This is a genomic window from Agromyces sp. NPDC029043, from assembly GCF_055564615.1.
On the sequence record NZ_JBVHVX010000002.1, the window covers coordinates 128985 to 144974 of the forward strand.

13 protein-coding genes are annotated in these 15990 nt (G+C 74.3%); 5 read left to right on the forward strand and 8 right to left on the reverse strand.

Going from position 1 to position 15990, the window contains the following annotated elements; translation table 11 throughout:
- Nucleotides 1-98 precede the first annotated feature (98 nt).
- Together ACZ4TW_RS04325 and hutH are read right to left on the reverse strand one after the other, a co-directional pair.
- The gene (locus ACZ4TW_RS04325; RefSeq protein WP_465540525.1) at nt 99-1622 is read right to left on the reverse strand and encodes a M23 family metallopeptidase; all 1524 of its coding nucleotides are present in this window, start codon (nt 1620-1622) and stop codon (nt 99-101) included.
- Between the two features lie 123 nt (nt 1623-1745).
- Nucleotides 1746-3341 carry a histidine ammonia-lyase gene (gene hutH / locus ACZ4TW_RS04330; protein ID WP_465540528.1) on the reverse strand — a complete coding sequence of 532 codons (1596 nt, stop codon included), beginning with the start codon at nt 3339-3341 and terminating at the stop codon, nt 1746-1748.
- Between the two features lie 82 nt (nt 3342-3423).
- On the opposite strand from hutH, the gene ACZ4TW_RS04335 reads away from it, so the two are divergent.
- Nucleotides 3424-4200, forward strand: a complete 777-nt coding sequence (locus ACZ4TW_RS04335) for an IclR family transcriptional regulator (protein WP_465540530.1) — start codon at nt 3424-3426, stop codon at nt 4198-4200.
- 15 nt (nt 4201-4215) lie between these two features.
- Here the strand turns inward: ACZ4TW_RS04335 and ACZ4TW_RS04340 are convergent, their stop codons facing one another.
- The 6 genes from ACZ4TW_RS04340 to ACZ4TW_RS04365 all read right to left on the reverse strand — a co-directional run bounded on the left by ACZ4TW_RS04340 (nt 4216) and on the right by ACZ4TW_RS04365 (nt 10605).
- The gene (locus ACZ4TW_RS04340) at nt 4216-6033 is read right to left on the reverse strand and encodes a glycosyltransferase (protein WP_465540532.1); all 1818 of its coding nucleotides are present in this window, start codon (nt 6031-6033) and stop codon (nt 4216-4218) included.
- On the reverse strand, nt 6012-6602 hold the full coding sequence (locus ACZ4TW_RS04345) for an antibiotic biosynthesis monooxygenase (protein ID WP_465540535.1): 591 nt from the start codon (nt 6600-6602) through the stop codon (nt 6012-6014). The genes ACZ4TW_RS04340 and ACZ4TW_RS04345 overlap by 22 nt, the downstream gene beginning before the upstream one ends.
- A gap of 72 nt (nt 6603-6674) precedes the next feature.
- Nucleotides 6675-7694: a YihY/virulence factor BrkB family protein gene (locus ACZ4TW_RS04350; RefSeq protein ID WP_465540537.1), complete on the reverse strand. Its 1020-nt coding sequence runs from the start codon at nt 7692-7694 to the stop codon at nt 6675-6677.
- Nucleotides 7695-7738: 44 nt separating this feature from the next.
- Nucleotides 7739-8755 (reverse strand): alpha/beta hydrolase fold domain-containing protein, encoded by a 1017-nt coding sequence (locus ACZ4TW_RS04355; RefSeq protein ID WP_465540539.1) that lies wholly within the window; start codon nt 8753-8755, stop codon nt 7739-7741.
- Between the two features lie 95 nt (nt 8756-8850).
- Entirely contained in the window at nt 8851-9993 is a 1143-nt protein-coding gene (locus tag ACZ4TW_RS04360) for a hypothetical protein (RefSeq protein WP_465540541.1), read from the reverse strand.
- A gap of 93 nt (nt 9994-10086) precedes the next feature.
- The gene (locus ACZ4TW_RS04365; protein WP_465540543.1) at nt 10087-10605 is read right to left on the reverse strand and encodes a GNAT family N-acetyltransferase; all 519 of its coding nucleotides are present in this window, start codon (nt 10603-10605) and stop codon (nt 10087-10089) included.
- Nucleotides 10606-10894: 289 nt separating this feature from the next.
- Here ACZ4TW_RS04365 and ACZ4TW_RS04370 point away from each other — a divergent pair, with 289 nt between their 5' ends.
- The 4 genes from ACZ4TW_RS04370 (at nt 10895) to ACZ4TW_RS04385 (ending at nt 15944) form a co-directional block, all read left to right on the forward strand.
- A complete protein-coding gene (locus ACZ4TW_RS04370) occupies nt 10895-12877 on the forward strand; it encodes a DEAD/DEAH box helicase (protein WP_465540545.1) in 1983 nt (660 codons plus the stop codon).
- A gap of 188 nt (nt 12878-13065) precedes the next feature.
- The gene (locus ACZ4TW_RS04375; protein WP_465540546.1) at nt 13066-13809 is read left to right on the forward strand and encodes a hypothetical protein; all 744 of its coding nucleotides are present in this window, start codon (nt 13066-13068) and stop codon (nt 13807-13809) included.
- Between the two features lie 165 nt (nt 13810-13974).
- Complete coding sequence (locus tag ACZ4TW_RS04380) at nt 13975-15177, forward strand: acetyl-CoA C-acyltransferase (RefSeq protein WP_465540548.1); 1203 nt, start codon at nt 13975-13977, stop codon at nt 15175-15177.
- Nucleotides 15174-15944, forward strand: a complete 771-nt coding sequence (locus ACZ4TW_RS04385) for an enoyl-CoA hydratase/isomerase family protein (protein ID WP_465540550.1) — start codon at nt 15174-15176, stop codon at nt 15942-15944. The genes ACZ4TW_RS04380 and ACZ4TW_RS04385 overlap by 4 nt, the downstream gene beginning before the upstream one ends.
- Nucleotides 15945-15990: the final 46 nt, after the last annotated feature.

Below are 15990 nucleotides of genomic sequence, written 5' to 3' on the forward strand. Positions count from 1 at the left end.
GGCCGGGCTCAACGGATGTCGCGGCGCGCGCGTCCGGGATACCGGACGCGCCGTCGGGGCCGCGGGTCGTCGCTGCCGGGGCCCGTCGTCGGTCGCGGTCAGCCGAGCTGCACGCCGCGAGCGGCCATGAACGGCACCGCGTCGACGGCCGATCCGTCGATCCGGACCTCGAAGTGCAGGTGGCACCCCGTGGACGCTCCGGTGCTGCCGACGGCGCCGATCAACTCGCCGGCGGTGACGATCTGGCCCTCGGAGACGAGGATGCCGCCGTCGCGCAGGTGCGCATAGCCCGTCGCCACGCCGAAGCCGTGGTCGATCAGCACCCAGTTGCCGTACGTGCCGTTCGGCCCGGCCTGGATCACGACGCCATCGGTGGCCGCGAAGATGCCCGTGCCGCACTGCGCGGCGATGTCGGTGCCGCGGTGGAACTCGTTGACCCCGGCGAGCGGCTTGATGGGGCGCGGCCCGTACCCGTCGGTCAGGCTCCCGGCGACGGGCGAGGCCCAGCCCTGCGTGCTCAGCTGGCCGGAATCGGAGGGCAGGTTCTCGAACGTGGCGACGCCCGCGGCGGCGAGCCTCGTCTGCGCGCCGTTCAGCTCGGCTCGCGCGGCCGAGACGGCGCCCTCGGCCTCGGTGACCGCGTTCTCGAGCTCGTCGATGGGGATGGCGTCGACGGCGACCCACGCGGCCGCCGCGCTCGCCTCGGCCTGGTCGGCATCGAGGTCGCGCAGCTCGGCGATCTCGCGCAGGCGGCTGGAGTCGCCGGAGAGCTTCTGCACGCGCTCCATGCCGCCGAGGCCGGCGAGCAGGTCGTGGCCGGCGCCGAAGGCGGCGCTCATCGACGAGAGCGCTGCGCCGTCGCCCTCGACCGCGTCGAGGTAGACGCCCGCGGCGACCTCGGCCGTGTGGCGGGCCTTGACCGCGCGCTCGTCGAGCCGTTCGGCGACCGCCATCGCCACCAACCTGGTGCTGCGCGCCGCCTCGAGCGCCGACTCGGCGGAGCGGAGCTCGGTCGTCGCCAGGTCGAGCTTCGCGAGCAGGCCGGCCATCGAGGCGGCCTCGGCGCCCTCGGCCGACACCGTCGAGCTCGTGATCATCTGCGCGACGGGTCCGTCGCCGACCAGCACGAACGGCGCCTGCACACCCGACGTCGCGGTCGGGGTCGGCGTGGCGGTCGGGCTGGGGGTCTCGGTCGGGGTCTCGGTCGGCGTCGGCGTCGGAGTGGGTTCCGGCGTCGGCGTCGGAGTGGGCGTCGGGGTCGGGGTCGGCGTCGGGGTGGGCGTCGGCTCGGGAGTGGGCGTCGGCGTCGGCTCGGGAGTCGGCGTGGGCGTCGGCTCGGGTGACGGCGCCGGCTCGGTGGTGGGAGTGGGTTCCGGCGCGGGTGCTGGCGCCGGATCCGTCGTGGGCGCGGGGGCCTCGCTGGGCGCCGGCTCGACCGTGGGCTCGGCCGTCGTGGTCTCGGTCGTGACCGCGGTCTGGTCGGTCTCGCTCGCGTAGGCGGGCGTCACGGAGGAGATGGCGAGGAGGAGTCCGCCGGCGACGGCCGCGAGCGCAACAGAGCACCTCCGAGCGGGCCTCACTCGGAACGGGTCGCGCTGGTCGATGTCTCGGGTTGGGAACATAGGGCTTCCGGCTGACCGGCTGCAGCGCCGGCACCCCCCAAGTCTGCACCGATCCACGACGGGGCCACAAGTTGACGAGCGCAAAGTCGCGGTCCCCCCGTTCGGGGCGCCGCGCGCCGCCGGTCAGCCGAGCGCGACGACGGATGCCGCGGTGCGGGCCACCGCACCCGTGGCGACGGCTTCGGCGATCGCCTCGATCTCGGGCGAGAGGAACCGGTCCGCTCCGGGTACCGCCCCGGTCGACGCGACGAGCTCGACGACCGCCGCGGTCGCCCGGCCCGGGCGCAGCGGAGCGCGCAACTCGAGACCGCGCGCGGCCGTCATGACCTCGATCGCGAGCACGCGCGCGAGCCCGTCGATGGCCCGCCGGAGCTTGCGGGCGGCGGCCCACCCCATCGAGACGTGGTCCTCCTGCATCGCCGACGACGGGATCGAGTCGGCCGACGCGGGAACGGCGAGGCGCTTGAGCTCCGACACGATCCCGGCGGCGGTGTACTGCGCGATCATGAGGCCGGAGTCGACGCCGACCTCGTGGGCGAGGAAGGGCGGCAGCCCCTGGTTGCGCGCGCGGTCGAGGAACCGGTCGGTCCGGCGCTCCGACATCGACGCGACATCCGCCACCGCGATCGCCAGGAAGTCGAGCACGTAGGCGACTGGCGCGCCGTGGAAGTTGCCGTTCGACTCGACGCGACCGTCGGGCGTGAGCACGGGATTGTCGATCGCGCTCGCGAACTCCGCATCGGCGACGGATGCCGCGTGCGTGAGCGTGTCGCGGGCGGCGCCATGCACCTGCGGAGCGCAGCGCAGCGAGTAGGCGTCCTGCACGCGCGTGCACTCGGGGCCCTTGTGGCTGGCGACGATGGCCGAGCCGGCGAGGAGCTCGCGCAGGTTCGCCGCCGAGACCGCCTGCCCGCGCTGCGGGCGCAGGGCGTGCAGGTCGGCGGCGAACACCGCGTCGGTGCCGAGCAGGCCCTCGACGCTCATCGCGGCGGCGACATCCGCGGTCGTCAGCAGCATCCGCAGGTCGTCGATGGCGAGCGCGAGCATGCCGAGCATGCCGTCGGTGCCGTTGATCAGCGCGAGGCCCTCCTTCTCGCCGAGCCGGAGGGGCGCGATGCCGGCGGCGGCGAGCGCAGTCGCGGCATCCGAGAGCTCCCCGGCACCGTCGGTCGAGCCGGTGCCGACCCGCACCTCGCCCTCGCCCATCGCGACGAGCGCGCAGTGCGCGAGCGGCGCGAGGTCGCCCGAGCAGCCGAGCGAGCCGTACTCGCGCACGACGGGCGTGATGCCGGCGTTCAGGATGGCCGCGTACGTCTCGGCGGTCTCCGGACGCACGCCCGTGCGCCCGGTCATGAGCGTCGAGAGGCGCAGCAGCATGAGCGCGCGCACGACCTCGCGTTCGACCTCGGGGCCCGAGCCGGCGGCGTGCGAGCGCACGAGGCTCGCCTGCAGCTGGGCTCTGCGGTCCTCCGCGATGAACGTCGTCGCGAGCGCCCCGAAGCCCGTCGAGATGCCGTAGTGCGGCTCGGGGTCGGCGGCGAGCCCGTCGATGACGCGACGGCTGCGCGCCACCTCGCGTAGTGCGGCGGGGTCGAGCACGACGGAGGCGTCGTACCGGGCCACGGCGACGACATCGTCGACGCCGACCGGCCCGGTGCCGACCGTGACGGTGGTGACGGATGCCGCGGCGCGGGCGTTCTCGGGCGCGATGGTGCTCATGCCACCGATTCCACACCGCGCGGGTGCGCGTCGGAACGCCGTGGAGTACGCTGGCGTCCGGGATTCCGGACAGGAGGGGCCGATGGCCGAGTCGAAGGTGCCGGCTGCCGACCAGGCGCTGGCGATCCTCGCCCACCTGGCCGCCCAGCGCGGGCCGGTTCCGGCCGCGGCCATCGCGCACGCGCTCGAGCTGCCGCGTTCCACGACCTACCACCTGCTCGCGGTCATGCAGGAGCGCGGCTTCGTCGTGCACCTTCCCGAGGAGCGCCGCTACGGGCTCGGCGTGGCCGCGTTCGAGCTCTCGAGCGGCTTCAGCCGCCAGCAGCCGCTCACCCGGCTCGGTCGGCCGCTCGTCGCCGGGCTCGTGGATCGGCTCGGCGAGTCGGGCCACCTCGCGGTGCTCCACGGACGCGACGTGCTCTACCTCGTCGAGGAGCGCGCGCCGCGCCGTCCGTCGCTGGTGTCCGACGTGGGCGTGCGCCTGCCAGCGCACCTCACCGCCTCGGGCAGGGCGATGCTCGCCGCGCTGCCACCCGCCCAGCTGCGCGCCCTCTACCCCGACCGCGAGGCGTTCAGCGAGCGCCATCCAGCGCCCGTCGGCGACCTGCAGTGGACGTACTCCCGGCTCAAGTCGGTGCTCGCCGAGGCGCGCGCCGCCGGCGTGGCCGCCGAGCACGGTGAGGTGACCGAGGGGCTCGCGTCGGTGGGTGCGGTCGTGCTCGACCACCTGGGCTGGCCCGCCGCGGCGATCGCGGCGACCTTCGCCGAGGGATCGCCCGGCGAACTGGTCGACGCGGCGAGCGACGCCGTGCGGGATGCGGCGACCACGCTGTCGCGCCGCATCCGCGGCACGCGCTGAGCCCGCCGGCCCGGCTCACCCCGGGCGGCGAGGCACGCGCCCGGCCATCCGGCGGACGAGCGAACGGGTGTCGGGTCGGACGGGGCCGATCTCGAGCGTGGTTCGCGCGCCGTCCGCTTCGACGAGCACGGCGAGCCGGATCGCGCCGTTCCCCAACAGCTCGGTCTCGGCGCGCGACAGCCGGAAGCGCGCCCGCCCGCCCGCGAGGACGGCCGAGCGACGCACGACCGCGCCCGTCCTCCGGCGCCGGAGATCCAGCGTCACGCGTGCGCCGTCGCGAACGCCGCCCAGCCGCAGCCGCACCCCGAGGCGCCGGCGGGGCCGACGGACCCGAAGGCGCTCGAGGTCGGCCGGCAGCCGGTCCGACGCGACGCGATGCCGCGCGACGGCCTCGCGTTGCACCTCGCCCCACCGCCCCACGATGCTCGCCTCGTCGAATCGGGCGGCGGTGTCGCGCGCCGCTTCGCGGAGCGCGACGCGTTCGGCCGGTGCCATCCGCGCCACGCGGGCGATGATGCCGGCCATCTTCCAGACCGCGCCGGCCGGCACGAGGAACCCGTTCACGCCGTCCTCGATCACGTCGGCCGGTCCGTACTCGATGTCGTACGCGATCGGGATGCAACCGCGACCCATCGCCTCGAGCAGGACCAGCGGGGCGCCCTCCGACGTGCTCGTGAGCAGCGCGACGGACGCCTCGGCGAATGCGGCCGCGCCGTCCGGGCGGTGCCCGGTGAACTCCACCGACCGGGCCACGTCCTCCTCGCGGGCGACCTCACGCAGCCGCTCGGCCAGCGGTCCGTCGCCGACCACGCGGAGCCGCGCCTCGGCGCCGCGGTCCCGCGCGAGCGCGACGGCGCGGATCGCATGGTCCACCCGTTTCCGGGCGGTGAGCCCCGCGACGACCGCCGCTGAGGCCGGATCGCGTGCCGCGTCGTCGGCGGCGGGGTCGGTCGGGCGTGCGTCCGGCAGCGCGGCCGGGTTGGGCACCACGGCGAAGTTCACGGGATCGCCCAGGAGCGCGGCGGCGTCCGCCCGTTGGCGCTCCGTCAGGAACACGATCGCGTCGAACCGCTCCGGATGCGAGAGCACGTCGCGTCGCGTCTCGCGCAGCAGGCCGACCGGGCTGCCGGGCGCGGCGAGGTGCGAGTTGTGCACGACGTGGACGGTGGCCAGTCGAGGCAGGCGCACGTGCGCCATGAAGGACGCGGCCGTCTTGCTGTCGACGATCGCGACCCCGTCGTCGTCGCCGATGATCTCGGCGATCCAGTCGGCATAGCAGTCGCGTGCCGACTGCCACTGCCGCACGGGGCGACCATCGGCGTCGAAGGCGGTGAGCAGCCGCCGCGGCCGGTCGGCGCGGTCGCGCTCGTCGAGCACCGCGAGCGAGCCGTCGGCCCGCAGGTGCGCGATGCGAACGCCGTCGCCGGGCGAGCCGAACTCGAGCCGCGCGGCACCGTCGGCCCCGGTCTGCCGGCGGCCCGCCCGGCCGGCATCGTCGAGCCCGGCGACATCCGGCTCGATGCCGACCTCGCCGGGGAGCACCGCCTCGGTGCGCAGGCGCTCGTAGAGGTTGCGCAGGCGCACGCCGTCGCCGAGCTCGCCGAGCTCCGTGAGCCGCGCGCGCACGGCCGGATAGTCCGGCCGCCCGTCGAAGGCGAGCACGTCGACCTCCGCGCCCGCGAGCCGGGCGAAGCTGCGCGACCGGCGCAGCATCGCCGCGGTCATGCCGCCGAAGCCGTCGGGGATCGACCACGTGATCGCGAGCTGGCGGCCGGGGGGCAGCAGGCGATCGTCGGCCGGCGCGCGGTCGGTCACGAGGCCGGCACCAGCCATCCGCGCAGCGCGCGCGTGACCCAGGGCAGCACCCAGTACGTCATGATCGGCGTCAGCACCAGCGTCGTGACGAGCACCCGCAGCGCGAGCGGCACGTCCTCCCACCCCGGCACGAGCGCCATGAGCAGCGCGAACGCGAGGTTCACCGGGAAGAAGCCGAGCCAGATGCTCACCGCCTGCTTCCATCGCGGCGGCGCGGGCGGCAGGGGCGCCGGGGCGCCCGCGCCATCCGCCACCGCCGGCACGGAGCCCGTGGCCGGCTCGTCGAACCAGCCCTCGATGCCGGTGCGGCGCCGTGCGCGCTCGGTCCGGACGAACCCGCGGCCCATCTCGAGCCACCACGCGCGCTCGGGCGAGCGCTCCCACGCCTCGAGCGTGTCCTCGTTCGCGAACCGGTACAGCATGTGCCATACGTCGGAGTCCTCGCCGGCTCGCACCCACCCCGAGCCGAGGAAGCCCGGGTAGCGGTTGGCGAGGTTCACGCCCGTCTGCACCCACACGGTGGCCTCCGCGATCCGGTCGGGGTCGACCTCGCGGCGGATCGACACGGTGATCGGTTCACTGCCCATGCGTCCATCGAAGCGCATGCCTGATGCGGGCACGTTGCGCGCACGTTGCGTCGGCGCGCAGCCGACGGCGCCTCACGCGGCGCCATCCGCCCCGGCACGCGAGAGCATCGCGGCGGAAGCTCGCACGTCGGACTCGCGCTGCTCGCGGTTCAGCCGCACCAGCCGGTCGTCGCGCAGGTCGAGCCGGAGCTGCTCCTGTGCGGCGACGCCAGCGCGCAGCTGGCGCGCCCGCTCCACCTCGGTGTCGAGCACCGCGCCGGCCAGCACGGCGAGGTTCGACAGCCACAGCCACAGCAGGAACGCCACGACGCCGCCGAGCACGCCGTACGTGCGGTCGTAGCTCGCGAAGTTCCATACGTACACCGCGAACGCCGCGGTCGTCAGCATCCACGCGACCAGCGCGACCGCCGCCCCGACCGAGAGCCAGCGCAGGCTCGGGCGCCGGACGTTCGGGGTCGCCCAGTAGAGGATCGCGATGATCAGGGCGGCCAGCACCGCGAGCACCGGCAGCTTGCCCAGGTCCCAGGCGAGCGTCAGGTCGTCGTCGAGGCCGAGCGAACGGCCGACGGATGTCGCGACCGCGCCGCTCACGACGAGCCCGCCGATCACCAGCGAGCCGAGCACCACGATCACGCCCGCCGCGGCGAGCATCGCCGGGCGCGACTTCCAGAACGGCCTGCCCTCGGGGACCCCGAGGATCCGGTTCATGCCGCGACCGAACGTGCCGAGGTACCCCGACACCGTCCAGAGGGTGATGAGCAGGCCCGTGACCAGCGCGAGACCCGCCTGCGACGCGCCGAGCAGCTGGTCGACCGGCTCGATCAGCGCCGCGACCGTGTCGTCGCCGCCGAGGTCGCGCACCACGGCCAGCGCACCCTTGGCCACCGGCTCGGCGCTGCCGAACAGGCCGATGAACGCGGTCGCGGCCAGCAGGGCCGGGCACACCGAGAGCACCGCGTGGTAGGTGAGCGCGGCGGCCATGTCCCAGCACTGGTGGATGCGGAACTCGTGCACCGCGCGCGTGACCACGACCCGCCATTCGGGCTGCGGTCGCGCAGCGCCATCCGTCGTGCCATCCGTCGATTCCCCCATGCGCCGAGCCTAGGCAGGCGTCGCCCACCGCGCAGGGGATTGCGTCAGCCGAGCCGCGCGTGCAGGAACCCGGCGACCCGCTCGCGCAGGGGCGCATCGAGGATGCCGATCGAGTGCGCGTCGCCCGGGACCACGACCAACTCGACGGGCACCGCGGAGGCGCCGAGCGTCTCGGCCAGCCGTTCGGACTGCGCGACGGGCACGACCTCGGCGGCCGCGTGCCCGATGAAGAACGGCGGATCGCTCGGGTCGACGTGCGCCGTCGCGGACGCGTCGATGGCCTGCGGGCAGTCGAGGTCGGTCGCCCCGGGTTCGCACTTCAGGAACTCGCCGACGATGCCGCGCAGCCAGTCGGATGCCCCGTCGGCGGCGAGCTCGGCCTCGCCGAGTCCGACCGGCCCCGAGAACTCGACGACGGCGGCCACGCGGGAGCCTTCGTCGAGCGGGCCGTCGCCGAGCGTGCCGAGCAGCGCCGCGAGGTGCCCGCCCGCCGAACCGCCGAGCGCCGCGATCCGCGCCGGGTCGATGCCGAACCGGTCGACCTGCTCGGGCTCGCGCAGCCAGGCGACGGCCGCCCCCACGTCGTCGATCTGCGCCGGGAAGCGCGCCTCGGGCACGAGGCGGTAGTTGACGGATGCCGCGACGAAGCCCTCGCTCGCCAGCCACAGGCACACCTTCCGCCAGTCGGCGTTGGCCTTGTCGCCGCGGGCCCAGCTGCCGCCGTGGACCGATACGACGGTCGGCATCGCGTCGCCGAGCGCGTCGTCGGCCGCCGGGCGGCACACGTCGAGCGTGAGCAGCGTGCCGTCGTCGGCCACGCCGTACTCGAGGTCGCCGTCGACGCGGAGCCCCGCGGGGGGCGCGAACGTGCGGATGCCGATGACCTCGGTGCCCGCGACTTCGCTCGACGCCTGCGCGGCGGTCGGGTCGATCTCGCGCAGCGGCTGGTGGAACGCCGAGACGGCGGCCGCGATGGCGAGCGCCGCGGAGACGGCGAGGGCGACCCGGAGGGACCGGCGGCGCCGGCCTCCGTGACCGCCGGAGAGTCGGGTGGGGGTCACGGGGGCTCCGGGTCTGGGGGTGTGGCGATGCTATCCCAGGATCGGCTCGCTGCAACCATCCGGAGCGGTGTCGCGGCGCCGGTGCTCTGCGAGTGTCAGCCGACGACCTCCCCCGTCGCGGCGTCGATCTGCACCGACGCGTCCTCGTAGGCCGAATCCAGCGAGACGAGCACCCGCACCGGGCGGGCGCCGGCCGCGTCGACGACGAGCGCCCGCGACACCGAGACGATGACCGACGTGGGATCGGCGATGCCGGAGTGCTCCTTCGCCGTGGCGATGTGCTCGGGGATGGCCGACCAGTCGACGTCGCCCGCGTCGAACAGCGCGGCGGCCGGGTCGTCGGGCTGGATGAGCTCGGGCCCCTGGTGCTCGGTCCGGTCGTACCGGTACTGGTAGCTGTCGATCGTCAGCGCGCCCGGGGCGCTCGGTGCCGCCGCGAGCGCGTAGCCGTCGTAGAAGCCGATCCGGATGAACTGCGTGCCGCCGGTCTCGGCCGCGAGTGCGTCGACGATCTCCTGGTGCCGGTCGCCCAGGACGACGCCGGCCGAATCGGGGTCGCCCGACGCGAACGCCCGCACGGTCCGTCCGATCGTGTCGTAGGCGGGGATCAGCACGATCGCGGCGGTCGCGACGGTGACCCCCGCCAGCAGCACGGTGCGCCAGGGCCGCCGCGGCCGCCGGGGACCGCCGAGCAGGGTCTGCGGTTCCGACGCCCACGCGGGCGCCTGCGAGGCCAGGGGCACCGTGCGATCGCTGCCCGTGCGCAACCGCTCGGCGTCGCGCGCGCGGGCCCAGTCCTCGGGTGGGGCCGGCTCGAGCACCACGTTCGCCTTCGCGTCATCCGGCCGGCGCACCACGATGATCGAGCCCGGCTGCACCTGGGGCAGCGTGACGATGTCGACGACCTGCCGGTGCACGGTCGTGTACGCGGCCCGGAACCGCGGCGCGACCGTGAGCGTGATCTCGACCTGCGGCTGGTCGTTCACGGTCAGGCCGGTGCGGCTGATGCGCTCCACGCGGGCGAGCGCGAGCTCGCCCGTCGGTGGGGCGGTCGGCTCACCGGACCGGCCGCGGCCGAACAGCCCGGCCGCCCCGAGTGCGGCGAACGTGCCCGCGAGGACCGCGACGGTCAGCGAGATGCTCCACAGGACGGTGTAGCGCGGGTCGCCCGTCGCGATGGCGCCGATCGCGCCGCCGATGGTGATCCCGAACGCGACGGCCGAGATGAATGCGAGCATGTGCCACCCTCCGAGACGATCCGCTGCTCCGAGGATGCCGCGTCGGGGACCGTTCCGTACAGGTCGGCGTCGCTCAGCGCGGCGCGGGCCCGCTCACTCGCCGACCGCGAGCGGGCGCTCGCCGAGGGCGTCGCCGGTGAAGCCGACGAGCGACTTCGCCATGCACACGCTCGAGGGCTCGCCGACGTCGCGGCCGAACCGCTCGACGCGGTGGTACCCGTGCTTGGCGTACAGCGCGAGCGCCGGGTGCTGCAGGCGCCCGGCCTCGAGCACGATCTCGCGCAGCCCGCGCGCCGCGGCGTCGGTCTCGATTCGCTCGATCAGCGCGCTCGCGACGCCCGCCCCCCGCGCGCCGGCGTCGACGAACATGCGCTTGAGCTCGCCGCGGCCCTCGCCGACGTCGTCGCCCTCGACGATCGCCGCCACGCCGAGCGCCGTGCCGTCGGCGGCGCGCGCGACGTAGACGAGCGTGCCCGGCGCCTCGAGCTGCGCCATGTCGGCCGGCTCGTCGCCCGGGTACAGCGAGCGCGCGTGGGCGCTGCCGGCGTCGAGCAGCGGCTCGATTCCGGGCGCGCGAGGCGACTCGACGGAGATCGACGGCGGTGTGGTCACGACGAGAGCGTACGCGAGCCGGATTACCGGGTCGTTACGTTCCGATCGAGCGGATGCCGCGCCGGGCGGATTCACAGGAGGGTGTCCGGTACCATCGTGAGGTCGGTTCTGGACACCGCGCCGTGCGCGGATGGGTTTGTGAGTCCTGAGGGCCGGTTCCGCGTGCGGTTCGCGCGCGGGAAGTCACCGTATGTGAACGGCCCCGGTCGAGGAAGCACCCGGGTTCCCAGTTGCGCCGCGCGTTCGCGCGGCCGCTGCCATGTACACGAATACAACCCGGAAAGCAGCCATGCCGAAGAACAAGAAGCCCGCCGGCGGTCGCCCCGCCCGCAACTTCGACCCGTCGTACGCCTCGGGCGCGAAGAACAAGCCCGGCTCGCGAAGCCCGGGCCACCGCGGCTACCGTCCCGAGGAGCCGGCCGGCGACCGGGCACCGCGCTGGTCGCGCGAGGAGCGGGTCGCGTCGGGCCGTACCCCGCACCGCTCGGAGCGCCCGGGTCGCGACGAGCGCCCCGCGCGGTCGTACGACCGTGACGACCGCCCCAGCGGTGGTCGAGCGGCACCGCGCAGCGGCGCGTACCGAGACCGCGACGACCGCGCCCCCCGCCGGTTCGACCGCGACGAGCGCCCCGCGCGTTCCCACGACCGTGATGACCGCGCCCCGCGTCGTTTCGACCGTGATGACCGCGCCCCGCGCCGGTTCGCCCGCGACGACCGTCCCACCGGTGGTCGAGGAGCACCGCGCAGCGGCGCATACCGAGACCGCGACGACCGCGCCCCCCGCCGGTTCGACCGCGACGACCGCCCCGCGCGTTCGTTCGACCGTGATGACCGTGCCCCGCGCCGCTTCGATCGCGACGACCGCGCCCCCCGCCGCGACCGCGAGTTCGACCGACCGGGTTTCCGCGACTCCGAGCGCCGCCCGTCCTCCTTCTCCCCGCAGGACGAGCGCCGCGAGCGCTTCCAGCCGGCCGACGACGTCGTGCTCGAGCGCCTCGAGGCCGACGCCATCCAGGCCGAGGAGGTCGACGGCATCGGCTTCGCCGACCTCGGCCTCGGCGGCAACATCGTCCGTGCGCTGAAGGAGCTCGGCGCCGAGTCGCCGTTCCCGATCCAGGCAGCGACCATCCCGGTCGTGCTCGAGGGTCGCGACGTGCTCGGCCGCGGCCGCACCGGCTCGGGCAAGACCATCGCGTTCGGTGCGCCCACCGTCGAGCGGCTCATGAAGCTGTGGGCCGAGTCCGGCAAGTCGGGCGGCAAGCGCCAGATGGGCCGCAACCCGCGTGCGCTGATCCTCGCGCCGACTCGCGAGCTCGCCCTGCAGATCGACCGAACGGTGCAGCCGATCGCGCAGAGCGTCGGCCTCTTCACGACGCAGATCTACGGCGGCGTCCCGCAGGGCCGCCAGGTCGGCGCGCTCCAGCGCGGCGTCGACATCGTGATCGGCACGCCGGGTCGCGTCGAGGACCTCATCGAGCAGGGCCGCCTCGACCTCAGCGAGATCGCGATCACGATCCTCGACGAGGCCGACCACATGTGCGACCTCGGGTTCCTCGAGCCGGTGCAGCGGATCCTGCGCCGCACGGCCGAGGGCGGCCAGAAGCTGCTGTTCTCGGCGACGCTCGACTCGGGCGTGGCCACGCTCGTCGACGAGTTCCTCGTCGACCCGGCCGTGCACGAGGTCGCGGGCGAAGACCAGGCGTCGGGCACGATCGAGCACCGCGTGTTCGTCATCGACAACCGCGACAAGCGCGACATCGTCGCGCAGCTCGCCGACCGCGAGGGCAAGACCCTCGTCTTCTCGCGCACGCGCGCATTCGCCGAGGACCTCACGGACCACCTCGCCGACGCCGGCATCCTGGCGGTCGCCCTGCACGGCGACCTGAACCAGGCCCGCCGCACGCGCAACCTGCAGCAGCTCACGAGCGGCCGGGTCGACGTGCTCGTCGCGACGGATGTCGCGGCCCGCGGCATCCACGTCGACGACATCGACCTGGTGATCCAGGCCGATGCGCCCGACGAGTACAAGACGTACCTGCACCGTTCGGGCCGCACGGGCCGCGCGGGTCGCGCGGGTCGCGTCGTCACGCTGATCCCGCGCAACCGGCAGCGCCGCCTCGCGGAGCTGCTCGGCCGCGCCGAGATCGAGGTCGACTTCGAGGATGTGCGCCTCGGCGACGAGCTCCTCGCCGACCTCGGGCCGGTCGAGGTGCCGGGCGAGACGTCGGCGGATGTCGCGGCGCGCGAGTCCGACGGCGAGCTCGTCGCGTAGCACGTCGCCCCGCGGCATCCGCCCGCCTCACCTACGAAGGGTCCCGACCACCGGTCGGGACCCTTCGTCGTCATCGAAGTCCGCGGGACCAAAGACGCATGCCCGGTGGGGGTACGAGGTCGTACCATCCTCGCGACGCATCGACGCGACCATTCAGGGCGGCGGGGCACCGACAAAGGGGACGAGGCATGAGCAGTGTGCAGCCGCCGGCCGGGGGACGACCGGACGACACGGGGCCGACCGGGCCGGACGACGCAGGGATGAGCGGAACGCCTCCGGCCGCGCCGGTCAGCCGCGGGTGGCTCATCGGGTTCGGCGTCGCCATCGTGGTCCTCTCGTTCGTCGCGGCATTCCTCGGGGGATGGCTCGCGCGCTCGGGATCGACGGAGCCCGTGGCGACTCCGGTGCCCACCGAGACTGCCGCGTCCGTGGATTACGAGGAGGCGCTCGAGGACATCCTTCCCGCGGGCTCCGCCGTGAGGGCGGGAACCGGCGTGCCGGAATCCGGAAAGGGCTACGAAGGCGATGTCTACATCGATATCACCACGGCCGATGTCTACCTGTTCCAGGACGACTGGGTGCTCGTGGGGAACATCCGGGAGTCGGCCGCGGAGAACCTGACGGGCGAGACCGGGCCGCAGGGGGAGCAGGGCGCGCAAGGCGAGCAGGGGGAGCAGGGCGCACAGGGCGAGCAGGGCGCACAGGGCGAGCAGGGTGCCCCCGGCACCCAGGTCACCCTCGGCGTCGGCGCCCCCGAGCAGGACCGCTGCACGACCGACGGTGACGTGTACATCGACACCGAGACGATCGAGTTCTACGAGTGCACCGACGGCGAGTGGGCCCTGTTCGGCCCGGCCGCCGAAACGGTCCCCGCTGAGCCGGAGTCTTCACCGTCGGAGACGCCGGAGCCGACCGCGGACACCGAAGGTTGACGGCTCCGCCGAATCCGTCGAGCGGCGCCCGACTGGCGGATGCGTCATCCGTTCGGCATACTTACTGACTGAACGGTCGGTTTTGAAATCGACGACAGAGACCCCGGATGCCGCGACCCGCCAACGCTGCGGGCGAGGTTCCAGACGACGCAGTCAGGAGTGACCATGGCCGAGGCCTACCTCGTCGGCGGAGTGCGGACCCCCGTGGGACGGTACGGCGGCGCGCTCTCGAGCGTGCGGCCCGACGATCTCGCGAGCCTCGTCGTGGGCGAGCTGATCCGGCGCGCCGGCGTCGACGAGGAGGCCATCGAGGCGGGCGCCGTCGACGAGGTGATCCTCGGCGCGGCGAACCAGGCAGGCGAGGACAACCGCAACGTCGCCCGCATGTCGGTGCTGCTGGCCGGACTGCCCGACTCGGTGCCCGGCATCACCGTGAACCGGCTGTGCGCGTCGGGGATGTCGGCGATCATCATGGCATCGCAGGCGATCCGCGCGGGCGACGCCGACCTGATCATCGCGGGCGGCGTCGAGTCGATGACGCGCGCCCCCTGGGTGCAGGCCAAGCCCGAGAAGCCGTGGGCCAAGCCCGGCGACACGTACGACACCTCGATCGGCTGGCGCTTCCCGAACCCCGAGCTGCTCGCGCGCGAGAAGGCCACCTACTCGATGCCCGAGACCGCCGAGGAGGTCGCTCGCGTCGACGGCATCACGCGGGAGGACGCCGACGCGTTCGCCCTCCGCAGCCAGCAGCGCGCCGCTGCCGCGATCGACGCGGGCCGGTTCGAGGCCGAGATCGTCGGCGTGCCGACCGCGAAGGGCGAGGTGCTCGTCGACGAGGGGCCGCGCCGTGACACCTCGCTCGAGGTGCTCGCGGGCCTGCGGCCCGTGGTGCGCGGCGGCTCGGTCGTGACGGCCGGCAACTCGAGCTCGCTCAACGACGGCGCCAGTGCGATCATCGTCGCGAGCGCGTCCGCGGTCGAGCGCTACGGGCTCACGCCGCGCGCACGGGTCGTGACCGGCGCGTCCGCCGGGCTCGCGCCCGAGATCATGGGCCTGGGGCCCGTGCCCGCCACCGAGAAGGCGCTCGAGCGATCGGGGGTCCACCTCGACGAGATCGGATCGATCGAGCTCAACGAGGCGTTCGCGACGCAGTCGCTCGCGAGCATGCGGCGGCTCGGCCTCGACCCCGAGCTCGTCAACGCCGACGGCGGAGCGATCGCCCTTGGCCATCCGCTCGGCTCGTCGGGCACGCGCCTCGTCGTCACGCTGCTCGGCCGCATGGAGCGCGAGGGCTCGCGCTACGGGCTCGCGACCATGTGCGTCGGCGTCGGGCAGGGCACCGCGCTGATCGTGGAGGGGGTCCGGTGAGCGTGCCGGATGTCGCGGTATCACCGGAGGTCCCGTCGCCGCTGCTCGTCGAACGGCGCGACGACCGAATCGTCGCGACCCTGAACCGGCCCGAGAAGCGCAACGCGATCGACCAGGCGACCGTCGACGCGCTGCACGCGCTGTGCGCCGAGCTCGAGGAGGAGCCGCGCACGCTGATCCTCACGGGCACGGGCGGCGTCTTCGCGTCGGGCGCCGACATCGCGCAGCTGCGCGAGCGCCGGGCCGCCGACGCGCTCGCGGGCATCAACGCGAACGCGTTCGTGCGCATCAACGAGTTGCCCATGCCGGTGATCGCGGCCGTCGACGGCTGGGCGCTCGGCGGCGGTGCCGAACTCGCGTTCGCCGCCGACATCCGCATCGCCACGCCCGACGCGCGGTTCGGCAATCCCGAGACCGGCCTCGGCATCATCCCCGCAGCCGGCGCGACCTGGCGGCTGAAGGAGATCGTCGGCGAGGCGCGGGCCGCCGAGCTGCTCCTCACGGGCCGGATCGTCGACGCCGCCGAGGCGCTCTCGATCGGGCTCGTCACGGGCGTGCACCCTGCCGGCGACCTGCTCGCCGAGGCCCACGCGATCGCCGATCGCATCGGGCGGAACGATCGCGACGCGACCATCGCGACCAAGCGGGTGCTGCGCGCCCCGCGCGCCGATCACCCGCGGGTCGACCTCGAGTCGCAGGCCGTGCTGTTCGAGAGCCCCGAGAAGCACCGACGCATGACCGAGTTCCTGGAGAGGCGGAAGAAGTGAGCGAGTCCCGATACGGCACCGGCGCGCCTGCTCGACCCACGGGTGG